Here is a 21,235-nt window from a genome sequence, read left to right as displayed (position 1 = left end):
GATATGATAGATTGCGAGAAACAGAGGAGTTGGATACGTTTTGTCTAAAGCATTATTTGTCGATACAGATTTTCAAAAAAATTGGCTAAATCAACTAGAATCCCTTCGTGAAACGATCGAACAATCTGCAAAAGAACATGATGAGGGTGCCTATTTTCCTAAACAGAATATCAAATCATTAGTAGAACTGGGCTATACAACGTTGTCTCTGCCTGTTGAGTACGGGGGCGGGGGTCAATCTGTAAAGGATATGGTTCTTTTTCAAGAAACACTAGGAAGTATGGATGGAGCAACTGCCTTATCGATCGGCTGGCACCAAGGAGTTGTTGGTGAAATTTATGAAAAGAAACTATGGAATGAGAAGCAGCTGCAATTTTTTGCTGAAGAAATCAAAAATGGGGCTCTTGTGAACCGGGCCGTCAGTGAGGCGCAGACAGGGAGTCCAACAAGAGGAGGCAAACCTGGAACAACTGCAACGAAATCAGGAGATCATTGGGTGATCAATGGCCGGAAAACATTCACAACGATGTCACCAGCACTCACATACTTTCTCGTCGGTGTATGGATCGAAGAAAAAGAAGCGATGGGCTTCTTCTTAATTCACCGTGATACAAAAGGTGTTTCTATAGAAGAAACGTGGGATGTTGTTGGCATGAGAGGAACAGAGAGCCATGATTTAATTCTAGATCATGTGGAAGTTCCAGATGACATGTTGGTTGAAGTGCAAAAAGGACCTCGGGGCGGTACGTTAAACCCTTGGATCGCACACATTCCTTCCTGCTATTTAGGGATTGCACAAGCGGCAAGAGACTATGCTGTTCAGTATGCCATCACCCATTCACCGAACAGTATTAGCGGAACGATTAGCGAACTGCCAAATGTCCAAACACTGATTGGCGAAATTGATTTACTACTAAAGCAAGCACGCCATGTCATCTATTCAACGACAACATTATATGAGCAGCCAGAGAAAAGAGAGCTGTTAATCAATGAATTCGGTGCTGTGAAGCATACAGTCGTTAATGATAGTCTGCAAGTGGTCGATAAAGCCATGCGTTTAGTCGGTGCAAAAAGCTTAAGCCTTAGCTGCCCGCTTCAACGTTACTATCGAGACATTCGTGCTGGCCTTCATAACCCACCAATGGACGATATGACAATTTCAAAAATTGCAAAGCAAGCGATTGAAGAGAAAAAATTGAACGTACAATAAACAGAAAGCCGGATAAAACCGGTTTTTTTTATTGAAAAAGAGGACGAGCGGCTCTTATTTCTGATCAGTCAGCATGCTACAATCAATTGCAATCATGAGCAAAGAGGGTGATTGTTTGCAAAAAAAGAAGATGAAATGGCTGATTGCTGCCGTGATGCTTGCAGCACTTTGTATGAGCGAGCCAGCATCAAGTGAAGGAACATCTCCAAAATGGTCCGTCGATGAATTCATGAAAGATCGGGAAGGCACATTTGTGATTCAAGAAGTAAAAGAAAAATCACCATGGGTGTATAACAAAAAAAGAGCGAACAAGCGCTTTGCACCACAATCAACGTTTAAAATAGCAAATGCCTTAATCGGACTTCAAACTGGCGCAGTTAAAGATGAATACGACATCAAATATTGGGACGGAGTAAAAAGAGAGATTGATAACTGGAATAAGGACCATACACTGGGCTCTGGCATGAGAGATTCAGTCGTCTGGTATTATCAAGCCATGGCGCGTGACATCGGGGAAGAACGGATGAGCCATTGGATAAAAGCCATTCATTATGGGAATCAAGACATATCTGGCAGAATCGATCAATTTTGGCTAAGCAGTACATTACGCATTTCTCCAGTAGAACAAGTTCATTTCCTTAAACAGCTATATGAAGAAAGTCTCCCATTTGACCTATCGGTTATGAGAACCGTCAAGCGAATGATGATACAAGAAGAAGAGAAACACACCACGCTATACGGAAAAACAGGCTCCGGATCAGGAATCGGCTGGTACGCAGGCTTCATCAAACATGAAAACAAAACCTACATCTTCACCACAAATATAGAAGGCACCGGACTAGAAGCAAAAGAAATCACCTATCGTATTTTGAAAAAATATCATTTGGTAGAAGCATCCGTTTAGGGTGCTTTTTTATGTGTGAAAAAGGGGATATATAGATAAGTTGATGATATATGGATTAGTTTGAAAGTATGGTATATTTATAGAAATATATTGAAGTGAAATAGTAATCATTATCTTAACAACTATAGGCAATGCAAGAGGTGAAAAATTTGAAAAAAATTAAATTGAATACTTTGACCAAAGAATTTATCGCAGATATCGAAAAAGAAATAACAAAAATCGCTTTGAATATAGTGAATGAAAAACAAATAGATTTTAGAGATTTAGGGTTAACAATCAATGCTGCATTTGGACGATTCGGATATGGGAAGAAATTTAGCGGGAGAGAAGTTCATGTTTCAGATTGTTTTAAAGCAGGTTATCATTCATCCATATATTTTTCAGTAGATTATCTAAATGGCGAAGAGTTTCATGATGGTGATGAGGGAGATGAAGGTTATTGTATAGACCATCTGGATATCTGGGATTGTGTATCAAATAATCTGATCAGCAAAAAAGGATATTTAATTGCATTTGAAAATGAAGTGGATTTGCGAGGAATTATTATACAACTAGTTAATGAATTGTACAAAGAAGCAACAGAAATTCTTCAAATTCTAAGGAGCTAATATTTTAAACTAGCTATATTTAGAAGGGAAGAAAGGGCATTTTAATGGGAATGAGATAGAGCATTTACACCTAAGAAAGCAAGTTTTGAAAAAAGAGTGAGCAAACATTCACAATCTTATTAGGAGGCTTACAAGAAGTGCATTTGAAAAATATACAATTAATGTCAGATGACGATCATGGGAACTTAGCCAGCCAATCCCTTTGTATGACTGAAATGTTTTTATACGAATTAGAAAAGAAATTTCAAACGAAAGATTGTGAGCCTATTGTTTTGATATGTGGGTCTTTTAAAGACTACAAATTAATTAGTACTTTAAAAGATGAACCAGACATCTTATTTTTAAAAAATACGTACGAGCTGGAAGTACCCTTCCGTTACAGTGAATTTGAAAATGCAACAAATAAGAAAAAGATCTTAGCAGATACTTTGGAAAAAGCGATACTCTATCTGTGTGAACTGAAAAATTGGGACAGTCAGCTAGTCAAAGCGACATTTAAGAAAATGAAAGAGAAGGAATATAAAGCGGAGATTAAAGGGAGAACAAAACTAAGTCCCGATAAAAAAAGAAAAGCTTACCCACTTATCGAATTAGATTTAAAACAGTTTACTCTTTATCTTGTAGTTGAAGACAATAAAAGAAATATCTTAGATAAAAAATTAATTGCAAAAACCGATACTTATTTAGAAGAAATTTCCTATCATATGAGAGAGCTTAAGTGGTTAACGGATCATGAAGTGGCACTTTTCAAACGTGCACATAAAACAGTTTATACAAGTATACGTTTATCGTGATAAAGCAAAATGAGAATAACATAAAGAACACAATATATAAAGGGGGTATTCTAAATGGGCTTTTGGGAAGAAGTACATAAGAAAAAGAACATCATAATTGGTGATGATGGATTAGATATTTTTGAAGAAGCGATTGAACAATTCTATGAAATGACTGAGGAACATTTGAAGAGAAAGCCAACGATTGATGAGATGCTTTTGACAATTATGATGGCTTTAAACAATGGAGGTAGTCACTATTTTGATGATTTAAACGACAAAGAAGTAACGGATATTAAAATAACAACTAAAAAAGTAAAAACTTTAAGTAAAGTAGAACCAGGAGCTATATTTGAACTCCCATTAAAAGAAGTTGGGAAATTGAGCTATGCTTTGATCATTTCGGGTGAGGGGAAAAATCAATATGATGATATTTTAATCCAATACTATGATTTGTTTGTTGATGAAAGAATAGAAAAAAATGAGTTAAAACAATTGATAAAAAAAGAGAAAGGACTATTCGTTGCAAATACAGGTCTGACAGGCTTTTTAAATGGTTCATGGAAAGTCATCACAAAAATAAATCAAGATTTTATAAAAGAAGAGGATCTTCAAAATCTGAAATTCGTGGAATACCGAGATGGAAATTATTACGTAAGCAAGGGGAAAGAAGGTCACAATGCACCTGTTATGGACTTAGAGGTTGCTGACCCAAAAACGGCTAAAATGATATTTAACCCGATTGGTATGCTTGGCGAATACACTATTATAAGCATTCTTTCATTATATTTTAAAGGTATGTCAATGGAGGATATTATTAAATATGAAATATAGGCAGTTTACAGCGTAAAATGAGTTTTGAGAAAGGAATGGTGTAATAAATGGCTGAACCAAAAATGCTAGACTGTTTAAATAAAATACGAAATGTCTTAAAGGGGACGATCACAAGAGAACAAGTGTCTGATTGGGCTGAAATTTACGTTTCTGCAGACGATCCAGAAATAGACGATGATCAAGTTTGGGATATGCTGATTCTTTTAAGTGGAATTGATTTGAAAGATTCACCTAATTCTTACTTACATCCTGTAGAGGATTTGAATGACTGGTTAGAAGAATACAAATAGTTCCTATATATGAGCTTGCTAAATTCTTATGATTAAGCCCATTTATAAATAAAAGGAGTGACGCAATGTCCATGCATCCGAAAGAATTAGAAACCACCGTCCAATTACCTGCGAAAAAGCGTTATGACTATTTCATCAAAAAGATTGTTGATTTTGAAGAGGTTTGGTCATTAAGAAACGAGAAGGGGTGGGTGATGTCAGAGGATGAACATCGTGTACCGCAGCTTCATTTTTGGCCGACAGAGGAACATGCCGCTTATTGTGCGATCGACCAATGGGAAAAAACAGTGCCAGAAATGATTGATTTAGACGATTTTATAGAAGAGTGGCTGCCGGGAATGTTAGCAGATGGAATCAATCCGTCCATTTTCTATAATCGAAATAATTCGGTGTCAATTGAAATTCAAACATTAAAAGAAGATATAGAGGAAGAATTAAAAAACTACTAGTTCGACAAGAGTGGAGGTAGTTGTTTGAAACGGCTTGAAGACTTATTTATTCGTTCAGAAAAAGAGTTCAAATTCTATCAGAATTTAGTAGACCATGTGTTTGAAACAAATAAAGAGCTGCCACAACAAGTTTTTCGTAAGACATTTGATTGTTTTTTGTTTCAAGAGTTTGATTGGGCATTGAGTGATGATATTTTACCAACCATAAAAGAGTTATCAACTGTTACACAAGATAGAGAATTTTTGACTGCAGTCCTTCAACCAGATCCAATTGATTATTATTTGAAGGAATTTGGTTATTATCATTGGCTGAAAGCGAGTGTGAACATTTCAGGTGAGGATTATGTAAATGCACTATGGATGCACCCAAAAGGTTCCATAGCGGATAATATAATCACGAATTCGAATATAGTTGTCTGGTTAGCTCATTCTTTGCAGTGGGCGATTTGGGCAGATAGAGATATGGAAATTTGTATCATAGGAATGGTATCAACAAAAGATTCTGTGAAAAATAGGTTATTAAAAGAAGGGTGGAAACCAATGGATCACCCTGTTTTAGCAAATTGGTTTGAAGGATTATTGAAGGATCAAAAAACATTCAATGATTATGACACTCAAATGCTCTCTCATTATGCGTCATGTTACAAGCGGTGAAATGGATTATTAATGACTGATGATAGACTTACCCGAAGATATGAAAGGAGCATAAAGTGAAACATTTGTTTATATCCGATCCAAAAGAATTTGAACATGTTCTATCGTTTGTTCATTCGCTCATTCACAGTACGAAGACATTCCCTGATCAAGTGTTGAAAACGAAAACCCCTCATTATTTATTCGAAGAATTCCATTGGCTGTTATCAGATGATAGCTGGGAAATGTTAAAAGGTTTAGCTTTGAATCATCATGATGACTATATACTCATGGCTGTATTAGATGAGCAGCAGAGCATGGATCATTATTATCATGATTTTGGTTATTATCCTTGGGTGAAAATCCCGTTAAACCTCACACCAAGTGATTACCTTGATCTCTTAACGGGTTATCCGATAGAGAGTGTAAATGATAGCATAATGGATATTGCTTCACGTGTGATATGGGTTTCCCCTTCTGCGAAATGGATCATTTATGGCGAAAGAGGTTATGAGATAGGAGTACTAGCGATTCATCAATTAGAACAAATGAATAAACAATTGTTAAAAACGTGGAGAACTTTAGATGAGATTGTATTAGATTGGATTTCAGTTGTATTTCCGAATCAAAAACTTCCTGATGATTTTAAAAAAGAACTGATTCGAAATTATACAAACGTAGAATGAAATAACTTCATAAGGAGGAAGACATGAATCAAATAGACAATGTGTTATCTATACTAGATGAGTCTTTTCTAAATAAAGAGTTTCCATTATTAGATAATGGGAACTTTGATTTTGCCAAAGGGAAGCTTTCTCTATTTACTAGAGAGGAAAAATGGCTGATCACGATTCAATTATTCGGTTTATCGAAGGTAGGACCGTCTATTGATTTTTTTGCGATTGGTCATGATTTGAAGAATGGATCAATCAATTTTCTACTGGATGAGCTTTTTGATTTCGTGGATCATCATCATGAAATAATAGATGATGATGAGATAGAACATGGGTTCACAAAGCATCCTTTACGAATTAGATTAAATGGAGACTATTTTCATGTTCAAATACCAGAGTCATGCCAAGCTGATGTAACAGAGGAAAATGAATGGATTACTTTGTTAAGAGAAATGGCCAAACATCAAGATTTGCTGGATAGTTTATGGATGACAGATCAAGAACAATTTGACATCGTTCAGCATGTATATGATAAACCGCTCTACACAACTGAATCATGGTTTCATCCAGAAACGCATAGCCAACTCCCTAGTCAATCTCCTTTTTTTCAATCGGTTGCGAAGAGTTTGATCTATCAAGATCCAACATGCATTGTAAATATAAACACGAACACTGACTGGAGATTATGGTCAGATTTTGATACTGTGGAATATTTTTAGTTTCGTCTGATGTTTTAAATCGGTGAGGTGGAGCAAGTAATGAGAATCGTATTAGCAAAAGAGGAAAATCTATTCGAAGTAAATGAATTAATAAAGAAAATCAATTTAAACGTAGAAGAGTATCATTGGGTCATAAGTGATGTGACACTCCCAATGCTTCATGATCGGAATAATCAATCTCATTCAGAAGTCATGCCGGATTATACGGATTTTTTATTTCTGAAGGGTGAACATTTCAAAAAATTCTTACATGACTATTCTTATTCTTTTATTTTCGCTGTTTTGACCGCATTGCCTCGTCATATAGATCATTTGAATATTATTTCAATACCTCAAATTGAAGATAATGAACGATATTGGAACGTAAATTATACACCCGTTATCCCTCAAGCCGTGTTTGAAATCGGATTTTTTGATTCGACAGATGTTATTTTTACAGGAGATCAGAAAATCTTAAGCGAATTTCGAAAAAAAGCGGACTTTATTTCATTTGAAGAATATTTACAAACTCCGTGACACGATAAGAATAGAGTTCATCCTGAAAAAATAGGAGAGTGAATGAGATGTTTAATAGTGTACAAAAATGGATCGATTATCTAGATGGGGGTTGTAATGTACTCGGAGTCACATTTGATTTGTTTCATAAAGAATTAATACTGAGCGTAAAAGTATCAGAATTAAATAAAGTTACTCAACATGAAATACGATTTATGAATATGGCGAGTCTTTATTATAATGGGGGTGAAGGTAATGATAGATTTGAAGAATTGATACAAGAAGAGATGAATTGGCAAATTTTTGAATGTAGTTACCATCCTAATGGGATAGGGGACCTTAAAAATGTACTTCTTGAAGAATTTGATTCAAATGCAAATTTTCTATTTAACATCAATGGGATGTTACTCGCAATAGAATCGAAAAACGTATGTTTCGATTCACAAGAATTTATTTGCAGTGTATAGGAAGATCTCATTAGCGTCTAAATAAGAATTAAAAACAATGAGAGATTGGGGAAAATCCATGAAAATCAGCCGAGATAAACAAGGTTTATTCGATGATGTAAAACAACGTTATCAATACTTATTAGATTCATCTTATCCAGATGAAATCGTCTCTTTTGAAGCAGAAACTGGTATATTTTCAGATGACTTTTATTTATTTTTTTCACTTGTTGCAGGTAGCCTAAGTTATGTGATCGATCATAAACGAATACCGAAAAAACAGTTAAACGTGCTACGTCAGTCATTTGAAGAGCAATATCCCCAAATCAAATCATGTCAACAGATCCTTGAATCATATCCTTTACTGCACTCCTATGTTCAATACCATGAAGAAACAAGAAAACAAATCATTGCACTTCTACAATAACCTCTTGGAGGACAAACGATGACATGGTATTTAGATGAAAAAGTCCAGAAACAAATCCCTGATTTCAATATCAACCATCTAAAGCAAATCAATGAATTTCACTACTTTAAAGAGTATAATGAACATTACGACTTGATCAACTGTATTCATCTACACATCCCATACGAATCTGCAACCCATAAAGCAGACATTCATCTGAAATTTACCAACGTCTCTTCTGTTCAAATCAAAGATTTGGAGTTAACAAACGATTCCTCTCTTTTTTTTAACATTCAACTTTTGGATAGAGGCTGGGAATATTTGAATTACTTTGTCGAAGATTATGAAGAACAGTATTTTTCTTTTTATTGTGAAACGATTCAAGTCATACAAGTCGTATCAAATGAATCGGGCTAGTCGCTCTACATATGTGCGAATCATGCTTCCCCATCCTAACACAGAAAGGTGCAATGACATTGAATCGAATGATGAAGTGGCTTTTATTTGCGGCAGTCATCGCTGGCTTATTGGTATGCGCATTCTTTGTGTTCCGTTTCAACCAGCCTAAGCCGACGACAAACATCCATTATGCAGACACACAAAACAAACAGCAAACACTCGATATGTACATGCCAAAGGACAAAGATGAAGACAAAAAGAAGAAGCATCCAGTCATGATCTATCTCCATGGCGGAGGCTGGACAGGCGGCGATAAGAATAGAGTCGCTTCAAAGGCGGATTATTTTACCGATCAAGGGTATGTGTTTGTTTCGATGAATTATAGGCTTCACCCTGATGCCAACTACGAGCAGATGGCAGATGATACGGCAAACGCTATTAAATGGGTGAAGGATCATGCAGATGAATATCAAATCGATTCGTCAAAAATCAATGTCATGGGTCACTCAGCGGGCGGTCATTTGACGGCGCTGGTTGCCACAGATTCGACCTACTTGAAACGTGTGGGGCTGTCGCCAAAAACGATCAATTCCATTGTTGTTCTAGACGGACCGTTAAACCTCAATCAATTTATACAAGCTATCCCATCGTACAAAAAAGTCTTTGGCAAACAAGAGGAGAATTGGACAAAGGCATCACCGGTCACTTATATGAATCAAACGAATGTACCGCCTGTTTATTTGGTCACAGGATGGGAAAATCCTGAGGTGTACCGATTTGCAGAAAAACTGAATCATGATAAAGGTTCTAAGTTTGTCTTTCGGGTTCATTCGCTGAGCCACAGTGATTTAAATAAATGGTTTGGATCTGACAGAGCGCCAAAAGAAGCGCAAGAGATGACAAAGGCTGTGATGGCTTTCGTCAAAAAACAAAATCAATAACAAAGACTGTATGCTAGGCAATCGATTTTGCCGCAGTATATGATATAGGATAAACGGTTTGTATTAAAAGGAGTGTATATTGTTGTCATCAAGAATGGAAAATAAAGTGTTCAATTGCGAAAAAGAGCTGACGCTGAATATTATCGGCGGGAAGTGGAAAATGCTGATCTTATGGCACCTTGGCAGAGAAGGGACAAAACGGTTTGGTGAGTTAAAGTCGTTAATGCCTGGGATTACGCAAAGAATGCTTGTCAATCAGCTAAGAGAATTAGAGGAAGATCACATTGTGCACCGGGAGGTTTATCCCGTCGTTCCGCCAAAGGTTGAGTATTCTCTCACGGAACTCGGAGAAAGCTTAATGCCGATTTTAGAGGCGATGTATGATTGGGGAAAACAATATCTCGATAGCAATTTTTTAAAGGATGATAAATAGAAAGACGATAGATGTAGACAAAGAGCTAAAATCATTTTATTTTAGCTCTTTGTTTTCTTTTCAGCGTGACTTGAAAACCTTTGCAGTTTAGGAAGGACGAGTACTGGAGCGGCATCACAACACAGACTTGACACCGAATGCGAGGATTTGTCAGTACGTTTAGATACTGGTCGAAAAGACAGTGTCTTTTTTGTAACCATATGCGAAAAAGTATAGTATGTAAAAAAAAAGTGCGTACTTGGATTGCTTCCATCCTGTTGTTATACTCATTTCATCGTTCAAGAAGCCCTATTCACGGAGCTCTTGAAGATGAGATGAAAAAACGGGAGTGAACGTTCATGAAATTACAATTAGCGTTAGATTTAGTGAATATACCAGAAGCGATCGAGCTGATCAAAGAAGTAGAAGCGTCTATTGATGTGGTGGAAATTGGGACACCTGTTGTGATCAACGAAGGGCTTCGTGCTGTAAAAGAAGTCAAACAGGCGTTTCCGAATTTACGTGTGCTGGCGGATCTTAAAATTATGGATGCTGCCGGTTATGAAGTGCAGCAGGCATCTGAAGCTGGAGCGGATATCGTCACGATTCTTGCGGCAGCGGAAGATATGTCTATCCAAGGAGCGGTGAAGGAAGCAAAAGCAAGAGGGAAACAAATTTTAGTTGATATGATTGGGATCAAAGATATCGCCGGCCGTGCGAAAGAGCTGGATGAGCTTGGGGTAGATTATATTTGCGTGCACACAGGCTATGACCTGCAAGCGGTTGGTCAAAACTCATTTGCGGACCTTATGACCATTAAACAAGTGGTCAAACAGGCGAAAACAGCGATTGCAGGTGGTATTAAGCTTGATACATTGCCTGAAGTCGTCAAATTAAATCCAGATTTGATTATTGTCGGCGGCGGCATTGCGGCTCAAGACAATAAAGCAGAAGTGGCTGCGCAAATGAAGCAGTTGATTGCACAATCATGAAAATAAGTGACTATGTGAGAGCCATTCTAAGCGAGCTTTCTGAGCACTCGCCCGCTATTCAAGACGAACAAGGAGAGCAGCTTGTCAAAAGCATTTTAGCGGCTCGAAAGGTCTTCGTCGCAGGGGCTGGCAGGTCTGGTTTGATGGGGAAATCGTTTGCGATGAGACTCACGCATATTGGTGTCGAAGCTTATGTGATCGGTGAAACGAATACGCCTGCTTTTACATCTGAGGATTTATTGATTGTAGGGAGCGGTTCTGGCCGAACAGAGACGCTGCTTGTGCTCGCGAAAAAGGCAAGGGGGATTGGCGGAAGCGTGGCGTCGTTCACGCTTTCAGCTGAGTCACCTATAGCTGATCTATCGGATGAAGTCATCTTACTTTCAGGTGCGCCAAAGGATCAACATGAAGGAAATCATCATACGATTCAGCCGATGGGCTCATTATTTGAGCAAACTTTGCTTCTTATGTACGATGCGGTCATCTTGAGATTGATGGAAATGAAAAAGCTCGACACCCATAAAATGTACGGTCACCATGCGAACTTAGAATAGCCGTGATGAAAACCTTTCCTTTTTTGAAGGAAAGGTTTTTTTAATACATGGTACTTAAAAAGAAGGATCACTTGACATATAGGATAAGATGTAACTATAATAGTTACATCTCAAAAGAAAAAACGTAAGCAACGGAAGGAAGATGAAGATGAAAGTGCAAATTTGGTCAGATATCGCCTGTCCTTTTTGTTATATAGGAAAAAAACAGTTGGAAACAGCGCTTGAGCAATTCCCTCATAAAGAACAGGTAGAAGTAGAGTTTAAAAGCTTTGAGCTTGATCCGAATGCACCTGTTGCAGTGGATTATGATGTGCATGATATGCTTGTCAAAAAATATGGCATGAGCCGTAGCCGGGCCATCGCGATGAATGAACAGGTGAAACAGGCGGGCAAGGAGAAAGGAATCGATTTTCAATTCGATCCACTCGTTTTGACAAACACCTTTGATGCCCACCAGCTCGCTCAATATGCTGGAAAAATGGGAAAAGGCGATCTCGTCATGGGAGAGCTGTTTCAAGCGTATTTTACAGATGGAAAGCATGTTGGTGATCGTCAAACCCTTTTAGATATCGCAGAAAAAGCAGGCCTTGATCAGAACGAAGTACAGAAGGTTCTAGACGGGCAAGAATTTGCAGACGATGTGCGAGAAGACGAAAAAGAAGCAAGACAGCTCGGGATTTCTGCTGTGCCTTTTTTCTTGATCAATGATCAATATTCGGTTGCTGGTGCACAGCCAGCAGATACGTTCCTTCGTGCACTTGAAACGGCTTGGACAGAAGAGGCAGCGCAAACGGAGAAAGCGGCTGATGCTTCATTTGAAGAAGCATGTGCAGATGGCGTATGTGCAGTGCCCTCGCCAAAAGAAGAATTATAATCGGCATTTTCCCTATCTTTGATAAAAGATAGGGATTTTTGTTGATTAATAATTAATACACCTTTATACTTAAGTTATCTTAATTATGAAGGTGATGACAGTGACATCCAAAACAACGATGATTCAAGAATTAAACCAAATCGAAGCGCGCATCCATCAAAAGCTCCGATTAGAGTTTGAAGAGTTATTTGTAGATGAGTTAACTGATAAGCAGCACATTGTCCTTGATTTCGTAGAGCGAAAAGGGGGAAGCTCACCTATTCAAATTGCTCAGCAACTAGGCATCACCCAAAGTGCTGTGAGCCAGTTGTTAAACACGCTTGAAAAAAAAGAATGGGTTCGCCGCAGCATCAACCCGCAAAATCGTCGGGAATTGCACGTTGAACTTTCTGAAAAGGCAAAGACGTACTTGGAGAATATGAGAAAGATAGAACTTGCGATCATTGAAAAATACTATTCAAAATTAAGCCTCGAAGAGATCAACACATTGACATCCATTTATACAAAGCTTGATCAATTGATTGTAGATCAAAATGAAGGGGAAGGATGATGATCCATTGATGATGCTCAAACAAGAAGTACAGCGAATTGCCTCTTCTTATACGGAGAAAAAGAAACAGGCACTGCTTGTGATCGGACTGATTCATCAAGGAGAAAGACACGTTTTTCATTTCGGAGATCACCCCATACGGCAGCGCGTCCAGCCTGAGGAGGTCATTTTTGAAATCGGCTCTATTTCAAAAGTCTTTACGACAAGTATATTGGCAAGCATGATTCAAAAAGGGCAGATGAAGCTAGACGATTCCATTTCACTGTATTGTCCTGAAATAAGAAAGAATCACCCCATTCAAATAGAACAGCTGGCAATCCATACGTCTGGACTTCCTTCATATCGTTTTCTCAGAGATTTACAACTAAGGTTCCTTCCAAAAGTGAGAAGAGATATGTACTGTCAATACTCCCTTGATGAATTAATGAAATTGTTACACTCGAAAAAATGGAATGAGCGAAAAGAATACCCATCTCGTTACTCCAATGTAGGGATGGGACTCCTCGGGTTGATCATGGGATGGTCTCTTCACAAAACATATGAAGAGCTGCTGACTGAATATATCGTGGATGAGCTGAAACTATCGAACACCTTTATTACGATCAAGGAGGACGTCAAAGAGAAGATGATCCTCGGTCATCAAGAGAATGGAAAAGAGGTTCCTCCGCTTCAGATGCAAGACTACCAAGGGGCTGGTGCGATTCGGTCGACGATCACTGATTTGCTTTCATTTCTCTCTGCACACATGAGTGCAGACGCCGCTTCTCCATGGAAAATGACCCACGAGCCAAAGGTGAAGATAGGGAAAAACATGTCAATGGGACTCGGGTGGGTCATAGATGATACGGGATTGATTTGCCATAATGGTGCAACTTCTGGTTTCTCCAGCTTCATGGGCTTCCGCCCGCATTCAAAAACAGGAGTGGTCGTCTTGTCTAACTATCGCAATCGTATCACGCAAGACTCTCCCGACCGAATTGCCTATGATGTGATGAATATGCTTGAACAGGAGCCTAAAGTCAAATGAGCCTTCTATGAAGAGGGCTCATTTTTTCTTACGTTTAGCTCTTTAATCGTTTCACCAGGAACGAGTTCAGGCTCATAAAATGTTTGATCAGGGAGATTCTTTTTCCCTTGTACTTTTTTAATCATCCAGTCTGCCGCATCTCGTCCCATTTGCTCTTGAGGGTGTGTCAGCGTTGTCAGTTTCACATGGGCATTTTTTTGGGCAATATACGAGTTATCCTGTCCAATAATGGAAAGATCATCTGGAATAGATAAACCTATTTCACTACATACATTTGCTACTTCTAACCCGACTTCATCGTTATAGCAAACAAGGGCGGTCAGCTCATGCTGGTGTGCTTGTAAAAAGGTTTTGATATGATCCCCCAAATACTGCTTCGATTCTGTATCGAAAAAAAGAACATGCTCTGGTAGGAAATTGAGCTTCGCTTCACCGAGTGCCTGAATATAGCCTTTCATTCGATATTTTCCTTGTAAATCATCTGTTTTTGAAATCAGTCCAATATGCTGATGCCCAGAGGTGATCAGCTCCTTTGTCGCTAAATAGCTGGACTTTACATCATCCAAACAAAGGAAGGGAACTTCTAACTGCTCATAGTAGGCATTGATCATTATAAGCGGGACATCCTGCTCTTTAAAGGATAGGTAGTACGAAATGTTTGGATTATATAAGTTGCTTTTTGTCGGTTCGACAATTAATCCGTCCACACCAAAGGACAGCATCATTTCAAGTGCTTTTTTCTCTTGCTCCACATCGTTATTTGTACTCGCCAGTAACAAAGAATAGTTCTCTTCATTTAATCGGCTTTCGATGCCCCGAATGATCGACGGGAAAATGTAATCGGATATGTATGTGGTGATGACGCCAATCGTTTTCATATGAGCATGTCCAGCAGGTTTTGTTTGATATTGATTGGTGACAAATGTGCCTGAGCCTTTTTCACTTCTTAAAAAACCTTCACTCGATAATTCCAAGATGGCTTTTCGCACCGTATGTCTGCTTACTTGATACATCTCTTGTAAGCTTGATTCGGTTGGAATACGCTCCCCGATCCGGTAATCCCCTGTCAGTATTTTGCTTTTTATATCATCTATAATGATCTGGTACTTCTTTTTCATCGTTTCACTTCTTTCACAGTTGATCCTCTACTCGGGTTGAGAAGAACTTGTATGGACATATTCTAACATGGTTGCTTAATCAAGAACAGGCGCTTACAGTGTCTATCGTCTGTTCCTTGGAGAATATGAAAGTTTTTGTCTAATTGTGTATGCACAACTATATTTATTATTGACATATGTACGTACAAATATTATATTGTTTTTGTGCACAGGTAAAGATGAATCAAATGAAAAAGATATTTGAAACCGCTATCATCTTGGAGGTGAACAAAATGAATCGTGAAAAGACGGCTAAAGCCATTAGAGAAGGCAGGACATCTTTGGGCATTGAATTTGGTTCCACACGAATTAAAGCGATTTTAATAGATGAAGAGTTTCAGCCAATTGCGCAAGGTGCATTTGAATGGGAAAGTTCTCTTCAAGAAGGAATATGGACGTACAATTTAATTGAAATCATTACAGGTCTTCAAGTGGCGTACCGTCAGATGAAGGAACAGGCTGCACAATTGTATGGGGTGACGATTCAAACCATTGGCTCCATCGGGATATCTGCGATGATGCATGGCTATGTCGCCTGTCATCATACAGGAGAAGTCCTCGTCCCGTTTCGAACGTGGCGGAATGGAACAACGACCGAGGCGAGTCAAAAGCTAACAGATGTATTCCAATTTCATATTCCAGAAAGATGGAGCATCGCTCACTTATATCAAGCGATATTAGGAGAGGAAAAACATCTGTCCCGGTTAGAGTATGTGACCACTTTGTCCGGCTACATTCACTGGTTGTTAACAGGGAAGCAGGCCATCGGAATTGGCGATGCGTCGGGAATGTTCCCCATTGATGAAAAAACGAAGGATTACAACGAAGTGATGCTTCATCAATTTGAAGCATTGATTGCAGAAAAAGGCTACCCGTGGAAGCTTCGTCATCTTTTGCCGCGCATCTATTTAGCAGGCGAAGAAGCTGGTGTGTTAACAGCAGCTGGAGCAGCGATTTTAGACCAAGGCAAACAGTTGCAGCCAGGTATCCCTTTTTGCCCGCCAGAGGGTGATGCAGGAACAGGAATGGTCGCAACAAACAGTGTGGAAAAGAGGACAGGGAATATTTCAGTTGGGACATCTGTGTTTGCCATGATTGTGTTAGAGCATCATCTAAAAGGTGTGTACCCAGAGGTGGACCTTGTCACGACACCAGATGGCCTGCCAGTCGCGATGGTTCATGCCAACAATTGTACAAGTGACCTCAACGCTTGGATGAATCTATTCAGAGAAGCGTTTGAAGCAATGGGTCAGCCAGTTGAAACAGAAAGATTATACGAAACCCTATTAAATCAAGCTTTAGAAGCAGATCATGATGGGGGCGGGCTTTTAAGCTATGGCTATTATTCTGGTGAAAATATTACGAGACTAAAAGAAGGAAGACCTCTTTTTGTTAGATCTCCTCAAAGCCGGTTTACCCTTGCTAATTTCATTCGGACGCATCTCTTCTCTGCATTTGGCGCAATGAAAATCGGGATGGATCGGTTAAAAGCACATGAACAAGTCAAGATTGATCGCTTACTAGGACATGGCGGTTTATTTAAAACACCAGTAGTTGGACAAAAAATGGTCGCTGCTGCACTTGGGACACCTGTATCCGTCGTATCAACGGCTGGAGAAGGCGGTGCGTTTGGGATGGCGGTCCTTGCTTCATATATGCTCAATCACCAGCAGCAAACACTGAGCCATTTTCTCAAGCATCAAGTATTTGCCCATACATTAGAAGAGCTTATTGATCCTGATCCACTGGATGTTAAAGGTTTTGAGGCATTTATAAAGCGCTATCAAGAAGGACTCCCGATAGAAAAAGCGGCAGTAGAACATTTGACGCCACAGAAAGGAGCGGCACCTGTATGTTAGAGCGGTTAAAAGAAGAAGTGTTTCAAGCGAATCTAGATCTACCAAAGTACGGACTTGTGAAATTTACATGGGGCAATGTCAGTGCGTGCGATCGTGACAGTGGACTGTTTGTCATTAAGCCAAGCGGCATAGCGTATGACAAATTATCAGCAAAAGACATGGTCGTGGTCGATTTTGACGGTCAAGTGGTCGAGGGAGAATTCAATCCTTCTTCCGATACTGCCACACATGCTGTTCTTTACAAACACTTTGAGGAAATTGGCGGCATTTCACATAGCCATTCGATGTGGGCAACGGTATGGGCGCAAGCTGGACTTGATTTACCAGCAATGGGCACCACACATGCCGATACATTTTACGGACCTGTTCCGTGCGCTCGATTTCTCACAGAAGAAGAGGTGAATCGCGGGTATGAGGTGGAAACAGGACACCTGATCATTGAAACGTTTGAGAAAAGACAGATAGATGTCATGGCGGTTCCTGGTATTTTGCTGCAAGGTCATGGTCCCTTTACGTGGGGAAAAGATGCAAAAAGTGCGGTAACGAACAGTGTCATTTTAGATGAAGTAGCGAAAATGAACCTGTTTGCAAAGCAATTGAACGAATATGCGGAGCCTCTTCCGCAGGTGATTTTGGATAAACATTATTTAAGAAAACATGGAACACATGCGTATTACGGACAAAAACCTTCAAGATAAAGAAAAGAGGGATTTCTATGTTAACAAGTCAGAAGAAAGAATGTTGGTTTGTCGTCGGTTCACAGCACTTATATGGGGATGAAGCACTGAAGCAAGTGAAGGCAGATGCGCAAAAGATAACAGATGCCTTAAATGAGAGCGGTTTGCTGCCTTATCCAATTATTCTGCAGGAACTGGCGGTTAGTGCGGATCAAATCACACAGCTGATGAAAGAGGTCAACTATCGTGATGAGGTCATCGGTGTGATGACTTGGATGCATACGTTTTCTCCAGCAAAAATGTGGATACGTGGTACGTCTCTTTTGCAAAAGCCTCTTTTGCATCTCGTCACGCAATACTATGAAAACATTCCGTGGGACACGATTGATATGGACTATATGAATCTCCATCAATCGGCACATGGAGACAGAGAGTACGGCTATATCAATGCACGTTTAAATAAGCAAAATCAAATCGTTGCAGGTCATTGGTCGAAGCAGGAGGTGAAGCAACAAATCGCTGATTGGATGGACGTTGCGGCTGCCTATCATGAGAGCTTCCACATCAAAGTGGCACGGTTTGGTGACAATATGCGCCACGTTGCGGTGACAGAAGGAGATAAAATTGAAGCGCAGATCCAGCTGGGCTGGACCGTTGATTACTTTGGAATTGGCGATCTTGTGAACTATGTAAATGCTGTGGAAGAAGCAGAAGTTGATGCTCTGTTTGCTGAGTACTTAACGTTATATGACGTGGATTATGGGAGTTATTCGGCGGAAGAATGGGAACAAAGTGTAAAAGTGCAAGCACGATATGAAATTGCCATCAAACGTTTCTTAGATGAAGGCGGCTACAATGCCTTTACGACAAACTTTGAAGATCTACATGGCATGAAGCAGCTTCCGGGTTTAGCCGTTCAGCGGCTGATGGCAAAGGGATATGGCTTTGCGGGTGAAGGGGATTGGAAAACCGCCGCACTGGCTCGTTTATTAAAGGTGATGAGCCATCATCAATCCACAGGTTTTATGGAAGATTACACATATGAAATGACCTCTGGTCAGGAAGCAGTGCTGCAATCTCATATGTTAGAAGTAGATCCAGCGCTCGCACATACAAAACCTGTCATTGTCGTGTCTCCGCTAGGCATTGGAAACCGGGAAGACCCAGCACGTCTTGTGTTTGATGGAAAAGCAGGCGAGGGCGTTGTTGTCTCCATTGCTGATTTTGGAACACATTTCAAATGGCTGATTCAAGAAGTGGAAGCCTTTGAGCCGCAGGAAGCAGCACCACATTTACCGGTGGCACGAGTCCTCTGGAAAATCAAACCGAACTTTCAAGATGGCGTCAAAGCATGGATTAAGCACGGCGGAGGTCATCATACAGTCGTATCTCTCAATTTAACGGTTGATCAAATTGTTCATTTTGCAAAGCTTGTGAATGCAGAATATGTGGTTTTATAAAGAAGGGTGAAATGCATTCTACTGTGAACGGTAGAATGGCAGGCAGAAATGAAAGCGGTTTATTAAGTGAGGGGGGTCATCCACTTGGAGAAAAAAGTATCAAGTAAATTTATCTTCTTTTTCGGGTCCTTTGCAGGTATCTTATTTGGATATGATATTGGCATTATCGCAGGGGCGGAAGGGCACATTCAGGAAGAATTTCAGCTCAGCCCGTTATGGCTTGGCATCGTCGTTTCTTCATTAATGGGCGGGGCGATCATTGGTTCCATTTTAAGCGGTCTGATGGGGGATAAGTTTGGCCGCAGAAAGCTCATTTTAGTATCATCGATTATCTTTTTTGTCGGTGCGCTTGGCTCAGCCATTGCACCAGAAGAAATCTCATTAACCATTGCCCGGATTTTCTTAGGAACAGCTGTAGGGACAGCCTCATCGCTCGTGCCTGCTTACATGTCTGAAATCGCGCCAGCTAAAATTCGCGGGAAATTGTCTGGCTTGAATCAGCTGATGATTGTGAGTGGATTATTGCTTAGCTATATCGTCGCATTTGTGTTTGAACCCATTCCAGACAGCTGGCGCTGGATGCTGGGAAGTGCTGCTTTATTTGCGATCGTGCTTTATATTGGCATGCTGAAACTTCCTGAATCTCCAAGATATTTAATTAAACACGGAATGGCTCATAAGGCACGTGAAGTATTAGGATCACTTCGTTCCTCACGTGAAGAGATTGAAGCAGAAATGCAAGAAATTTTAGAAGTGGCAAAAGAAGAACGCTCAGGCATTCGTGAATTATTTCAAAAGAAATTCCGTATGGCTCTCTTTATTGGGGTCGGAATGGCGACACTCCAGCAAATACAGGGAGCGAACTCCATTGTGTATTATGCAACGAGTATCGCAAGAAATGTAGGTCTTGCTCCGCAAGTTGCCGCAGGTTTTACCGTCATTGTTGGAGTCATATTTGTTGTGACGACCGTAATCTTTTTACAATTCGTCGACCGGTTCGACCGCCGAACGATTCTCACAGTTGGGGGAACGGGGATGGCCCTCTCTTTCTTTGCACCAGCGGCATTAGGTGCGCTTGGAGTGAGTGAAGGCATATTAAACTGGGTCACATTGATTTCACTTTGCTGCTTTATTTTGTGCTATGCCTTCTCATGGGCACCAATCACATGGATTATCATTGGTGAAATTTTCCCACTTTCTGTAAGAGGCATTGGAGCGGGCATTTCCTCTGCCTTTAACTGGACGGGATCATTAGCAGTTGGCCTTGTGTTCCCTATCTTGGCTGACCAATTCAGCTTTGGCGTGATTTTCTCCTCATTTGGGGTCATCTGCTTAATTGGCCTGTTGTTCACGCGCTTTGTATTAGTCGAAACAAAAGGAAGAAGCTTAGAACAAATCGAAACCGATATGGCTGCACGTGTCTAAAGAAAACCATCTATCCTGTGTGGATAGATGGTTTCAGCGTGTAGACAAACCCTCGCATTCTTTGTCAGTCCTGCGTGCCAGTGCTCACGAATGTCAAATTCGCTCCGCGCCGGTACTCGTCCTTCCTAGAATTCAAAGGTTTTCTATCACGCTGAAAAGAAGACAAAGGGCTAAAATCAAGTTCATTTTAGCCCTTTTTCAACAATCTGAACCATCTATCCTGTGTGGATAGATGGCTTTTTTAATCAAGTATTTGTTTCAGTTCATCTGGCAGTAAATCCATTAATTGATCAGATGAGGATACGTCCAGCACTTCAAGAAGTGCATAATATTTGGCATAAATTTCACTCAGCTGATCAGGATGATTTGCTTCATATCGATTCAAATGCAATTGCGTCAGTTCAAGTGCAATGTCCAGTTTATTTCGTTCGATGGTTTGTGTTGTGTTGATCAAATCGTTCACCTCT

At 39.9% G+C, this 21,235-nt stretch carries 27 protein-coding genes; 25 read left to right on the top strand and 2 right to left on the bottom strand.

All coding sequences use genetic code 11. The features are described 5' to 3' along the window. Nucleotides 1-40: 40 nt before the first annotated feature. The 21 genes from ID12_RS16650 (at nucleotide 41) to ID12_RS16550 (ending at nucleotide 14,190) form a co-directional block, all read left to right on the top strand. Nucleotides 41-1,210 carry an acyl-CoA dehydrogenase family protein gene (locus ID12_RS16650; RefSeq protein WP_046344072.1) on the top strand — a complete coding sequence of 390 codons (1,170 nt, stop codon included), beginning with the start codon at nucleotides 41-43 and terminating at the stop codon, nucleotides 1,208-1,210. A 115-nt stretch (nucleotides 1,211-1,325) separates the two neighbouring features. Beyond that, nucleotides 1,326-2,114 (top strand): BPU family class D beta-lactamase, encoded by a 789-nt coding sequence (blaBPU, locus tag ID12_RS16645; RefSeq protein ID WP_050827478.1) that lies wholly within the window; start codon nucleotides 1,326-1,328, stop codon nucleotides 2,112-2,114. Nucleotides 2,115-2,254: 140 nt separating this feature from the next. Beyond that, the gene (locus ID12_RS16640; protein ID WP_225310441.1) at nucleotides 2,255-2,722 is read left to right on the top strand and encodes a hypothetical protein; all 468 of its coding nucleotides are present in this window, start codon (nucleotides 2,255-2,257) and stop codon (nucleotides 2,720-2,722) included. Between the two features lie 137 nt (nucleotides 2,723-2,859). After that, entirely contained in the window at nucleotides 2,860-3,516 is a 657-nt protein-coding gene (locus ID12_RS16635) for a hypothetical protein (protein WP_050827476.1), read from the top strand. A 54-nt stretch (nucleotides 3,517-3,570) separates the two neighbouring features. Next, the gene (locus ID12_RS16630) at nucleotides 3,571-4,329 is read left to right on the top strand and encodes an Imm26 family immunity protein (protein WP_017367669.1); all 759 of its coding nucleotides are present in this window, start codon (nucleotides 3,571-3,573) and stop codon (nucleotides 4,327-4,329) included. Nucleotides 4,330-4,376: 47 nt separating this feature from the next. Next, entirely contained in the window at nucleotides 4,377-4,619 is a 243-nt protein-coding gene (locus tag ID12_RS16625; RefSeq protein WP_035390920.1) for a DNA-binding protein, read from the top strand. Nucleotides 4,620-4,684: 65 nt separating this feature from the next. After that, on the top strand, nucleotides 4,685-5,068 hold the full coding sequence (locus ID12_RS16620) for a DUF2750 domain-containing protein (RefSeq protein WP_080987804.1): 384 nt from the start codon (nucleotides 4,685-4,687) through the stop codon (nucleotides 5,066-5,068). A 24-nt stretch (nucleotides 5,069-5,092) separates the two neighbouring features. Beyond that, entirely contained in the window at nucleotides 5,093-5,722 is a 630-nt protein-coding gene (locus ID12_RS16615; protein ID WP_017358072.1) for a hypothetical protein, read from the top strand. A gap of 56 nt (nucleotides 5,723-5,778) precedes the next feature. Continuing rightward, nucleotides 5,779-6,387, top strand: a complete 609-nt coding sequence (locus ID12_RS16610; protein ID WP_050827475.1) for a hypothetical protein — start codon at nucleotides 5,779-5,781, stop codon at nucleotides 6,385-6,387. A 23-nt stretch (nucleotides 6,388-6,410) separates the two neighbouring features. After that, on the top strand, nucleotides 6,411-7,094 hold the full coding sequence (locus tag ID12_RS16605) for a DUF7003 family protein (protein WP_048003291.1): 684 nt from the start codon (nucleotides 6,411-6,413) through the stop codon (nucleotides 7,092-7,094). Nucleotides 7,095-7,133: 39 nt separating this feature from the next. Continuing rightward, nucleotides 7,134-7,610 carry a hypothetical protein gene (locus tag ID12_RS16600; RefSeq protein ID WP_017358069.1) on the top strand — a complete coding sequence of 159 codons (477 nt, stop codon included), beginning with the start codon at nucleotides 7,134-7,136 and terminating at the stop codon, nucleotides 7,608-7,610. A 47-nt stretch (nucleotides 7,611-7,657) separates the two neighbouring features. Continuing rightward, entirely contained in the window at nucleotides 7,658-8,056 is a 399-nt protein-coding gene (locus tag ID12_RS16595; RefSeq protein ID WP_017358068.1) for a YxiG family protein, read from the top strand. 58 nt (nucleotides 8,057-8,114) lie between these two features. Beyond that, nucleotides 8,115-8,462: a YxiJ family protein gene (locus ID12_RS16590; protein ID WP_050827699.1), complete on the top strand. Its 348-nt coding sequence runs from the start codon at nucleotides 8,115-8,117 to the stop codon at nucleotides 8,460-8,462. Nucleotides 8,463-8,480: 18 nt separating this feature from the next. Continuing rightward, on the top strand, nucleotides 8,481-8,858 hold the full coding sequence (locus tag ID12_RS16585; RefSeq protein WP_050827473.1) for a hypothetical protein: 378 nt from the start codon (nucleotides 8,481-8,483) through the stop codon (nucleotides 8,856-8,858). A gap of 53 nt (nucleotides 8,859-8,911) precedes the next feature. Continuing rightward, nucleotides 8,912-9,781, top strand: coding sequence for an alpha/beta hydrolase (locus tag ID12_RS16580; RefSeq protein ID WP_050827471.1), 870 nt, complete (start codon nucleotides 8,912-8,914; stop codon nucleotides 9,779-9,781). A 94-nt stretch (nucleotides 9,782-9,875) separates the two neighbouring features. After that, complete coding sequence (locus ID12_RS16575; protein ID WP_034646559.1) at nucleotides 9,876-10,214, top strand: transcriptional activator HxlR; 339 nt, start codon at nucleotides 9,876-9,878, stop codon at nucleotides 10,212-10,214. A gap of 338 nt (nucleotides 10,215-10,552) precedes the next feature. After that, the gene (gene hxlA, locus ID12_RS16570; protein WP_007501390.1) at nucleotides 10,553-11,185 is read left to right on the top strand and encodes a 3-hexulose-6-phosphate synthase; all 633 of its coding nucleotides are present in this window, start codon (nucleotides 10,553-10,555) and stop codon (nucleotides 11,183-11,185) included. Continuing rightward, nucleotides 11,182-11,739: a 6-phospho-3-hexuloisomerase gene (gene hxlB, locus ID12_RS16565; RefSeq protein ID WP_017358065.1), complete on the top strand. Its 558-nt coding sequence runs from the start codon at nucleotides 11,182-11,184 to the stop codon at nucleotides 11,737-11,739. Before hxlA ends, hxlB begins: the two co-directional genes overlap by 4 nt. A 148-nt stretch (nucleotides 11,740-11,887) precedes the next feature. Then, on the top strand, nucleotides 11,888-12,613 hold the full coding sequence (locus ID12_RS16560; protein ID WP_017358064.1) for a DsbA family oxidoreductase: 726 nt from the start codon (nucleotides 11,888-11,890) through the stop codon (nucleotides 12,611-12,613). A 94-nt stretch (nucleotides 12,614-12,707) separates the two neighbouring features. Then, on the top strand, nucleotides 12,708-13,163 hold the full coding sequence (locus ID12_RS16555; protein WP_202394234.1) for a MarR family winged helix-turn-helix transcriptional regulator: 456 nt from the start codon (nucleotides 12,708-12,710) through the stop codon (nucleotides 13,161-13,163). A 10-nt stretch (nucleotides 13,164-13,173) separates the two neighbouring features. Next, nucleotides 13,174-14,190: a serine hydrolase domain-containing protein gene (locus ID12_RS16550; RefSeq protein WP_206196196.1), complete on the top strand. Its 1,017-nt coding sequence runs from the start codon at nucleotides 13,174-13,176 to the stop codon at nucleotides 14,188-14,190. Nucleotides 14,191-14,195: 5 nt separating this feature from the next. Here the strand turns inward: ID12_RS16550 and ID12_RS16545 are convergent, their stop codons facing one another. After that, nucleotides 14,196-15,308, bottom strand: coding sequence for a GntR family transcriptional regulator (locus tag ID12_RS16545; RefSeq protein WP_048003282.1), 1,113 nt, complete (start codon nucleotides 15,306-15,308; stop codon nucleotides 14,196-14,198). Between the two features lie 272 nt (nucleotides 15,309-15,580). Here ID12_RS16545 and ID12_RS16540 point away from each other — a divergent pair, with 272 nt between their 5' ends. The 4 genes from ID12_RS16540 (at nucleotide 15,581) to ID12_RS16525 (ending at nucleotide 20,768) form a co-directional block, all read left to right on the top strand. Next, on the top strand, nucleotides 15,581-17,206 hold the full coding sequence (locus tag ID12_RS16540) for a xylulokinase (protein ID WP_050827466.1): 1,626 nt from the start codon (nucleotides 15,581-15,583) through the stop codon (nucleotides 17,204-17,206). After that, nucleotides 17,200-17,904 (top strand): L-ribulose-5-phosphate 4-epimerase, encoded by a 705-nt coding sequence (locus ID12_RS16535; RefSeq protein ID WP_007501382.1) that lies wholly within the window; start codon nucleotides 17,200-17,202, stop codon nucleotides 17,902-17,904. Before ID12_RS16540 ends, ID12_RS16535 begins: the two co-directional genes overlap by 7 nt. 17 nt (nucleotides 17,905-17,921) lie before the next feature. Next, nucleotides 17,922-19,343: an L-arabinose isomerase gene (gene araA, locus ID12_RS16530; RefSeq protein ID WP_050827463.1), complete on the top strand. Its 1,422-nt coding sequence runs from the start codon at nucleotides 17,922-17,924 to the stop codon at nucleotides 19,341-19,343. A gap of 84 nt (nucleotides 19,344-19,427) precedes the next feature. After that, nucleotides 19,428-20,768 (top strand): sugar porter family MFS transporter, encoded by a 1,341-nt coding sequence (locus ID12_RS16525; RefSeq protein WP_007501378.1) that lies wholly within the window; start codon nucleotides 19,428-19,430, stop codon nucleotides 20,766-20,768. Between the two features lie 241 nt (nucleotides 20,769-21,009). Here the strand turns inward: ID12_RS16525 and ID12_RS16520 are convergent, their stop codons facing one another. Continuing rightward, complete coding sequence (locus tag ID12_RS16520) at nucleotides 21,010-21,231, bottom strand: hypothetical protein (protein WP_224558471.1); 222 nt, start codon at nucleotides 21,229-21,231, stop codon at nucleotides 21,010-21,012. Nucleotides 21,232-21,235: the final 4 nt, after the last annotated feature.

The sequence above is a fragment of the Bacillus altitudinis genome (assembly GCF_001191605.1).
Taxonomy (GTDB): Bacteria; Bacillota; Bacilli; order Bacillales; family Bacillaceae; genus Bacillus; species Bacillus altitudinis.
Note: the sequence above shows the minus strand (reverse complement) of the source record. Positions and strands in the feature narration are given on the sequence as shown.

Excerpts from the sequence above, each read along its gene's own strand:
- ID12_RS16630 (WP_017367669.1), top strand. The coding sequence starts at position 3,571 with ATGGGCTTTTGGGAAGAAGTACATAAGAAAAAGAACATCATAATTGGT.
- ID12_RS16625 (WP_035390920.1), top strand. The coding sequence starts at position 4,377 with ATGGCTGAACCAAAAATGCTAGACTGTTTAAATAAAATACGAAATGTC.
- ID12_RS16620 (WP_080987804.1), top strand. The coding sequence starts at position 4,685 with ATGTCCATGCATCCGAAAGAATTAGAAACCACCGTCCAATTACCTGCG.
- ID12_RS16605 (WP_048003291.1), top strand. The coding sequence starts at position 6,411 with ATGAATCAAATAGACAATGTGTTATCTATACTAGATGAGTCTTTTCTA.
- ID12_RS16600 (WP_017358069.1), top strand. The coding sequence starts at position 7,134 with ATGAGAATCGTATTAGCAAAAGAGGAAAATCTATTCGAAGTAAATGAA.
- ID12_RS16595 (WP_017358068.1), top strand. The coding sequence starts at position 7,658 with ATGTTTAATAGTGTACAAAAATGGATCGATTATCTAGATGGGGGTTGT.
- ID12_RS16590 (WP_050827699.1), top strand. The coding sequence starts at position 8,115 with ATGAAAATCAGCCGAGATAAACAAGGTTTATTCGATGATGTAAAACAA.
- ID12_RS16585 (WP_050827473.1), top strand. The coding sequence starts at position 8,481 with ATGACATGGTATTTAGATGAAAAAGTCCAGAAACAAATCCCTGATTTC.
- ID12_RS16580 (WP_050827471.1), top strand. The coding sequence starts at position 8,912 with ATGACATTGAATCGAATGATGAAGTGGCTTTTATTTGCGGCAGTCATC.
- ID12_RS16575 (WP_034646559.1), top strand. The coding sequence starts at position 9,876 with ATGGAAAATAAAGTGTTCAATTGCGAAAAAGAGCTGACGCTGAATATT.
- hxlA (WP_007501390.1), top strand. The coding sequence starts at position 10,553 with ATGAAATTACAATTAGCGTTAGATTTAGTGAATATACCAGAAGCGATC.
- hxlB (WP_017358065.1), top strand. The coding sequence starts at position 11,182 with ATGAAAATAAGTGACTATGTGAGAGCCATTCTAAGCGAGCTTTCTGAG.
- ID12_RS16560 (WP_017358064.1), top strand. The coding sequence starts at position 11,888 with ATGAAAGTGCAAATTTGGTCAGATATCGCCTGTCCTTTTTGTTATATA.
- ID12_RS16555 (WP_202394234.1), top strand. The coding sequence starts at position 12,708 with ATGACAGTGACATCCAAAACAACGATGATTCAAGAATTAAACCAAATC.
- ID12_RS16550 (WP_206196196.1), top strand. The coding sequence starts at position 13,174 with ATGATGCTCAAACAAGAAGTACAGCGAATTGCCTCTTCTTATACGGAG.
- ID12_RS16545 (WP_048003282.1), bottom strand. The coding sequence starts at position 15,308 with ATGAAAAAGAAGTACCAGATCATTATAGATGATATAAAAAGCAAAATA.
- ID12_RS16540 (WP_050827466.1), top strand. The coding sequence starts at position 15,581 with ATGAATCGTGAAAAGACGGCTAAAGCCATTAGAGAAGGCAGGACATCT.
- ID12_RS16535 (WP_007501382.1), top strand. The coding sequence starts at position 17,200 with ATGTTAGAGCGGTTAAAAGAAGAAGTGTTTCAAGCGAATCTAGATCTA.
- araA (WP_050827463.1), top strand. The coding sequence starts at position 17,922 with ATGTTAACAAGTCAGAAGAAAGAATGTTGGTTTGTCGTCGGTTCACAG.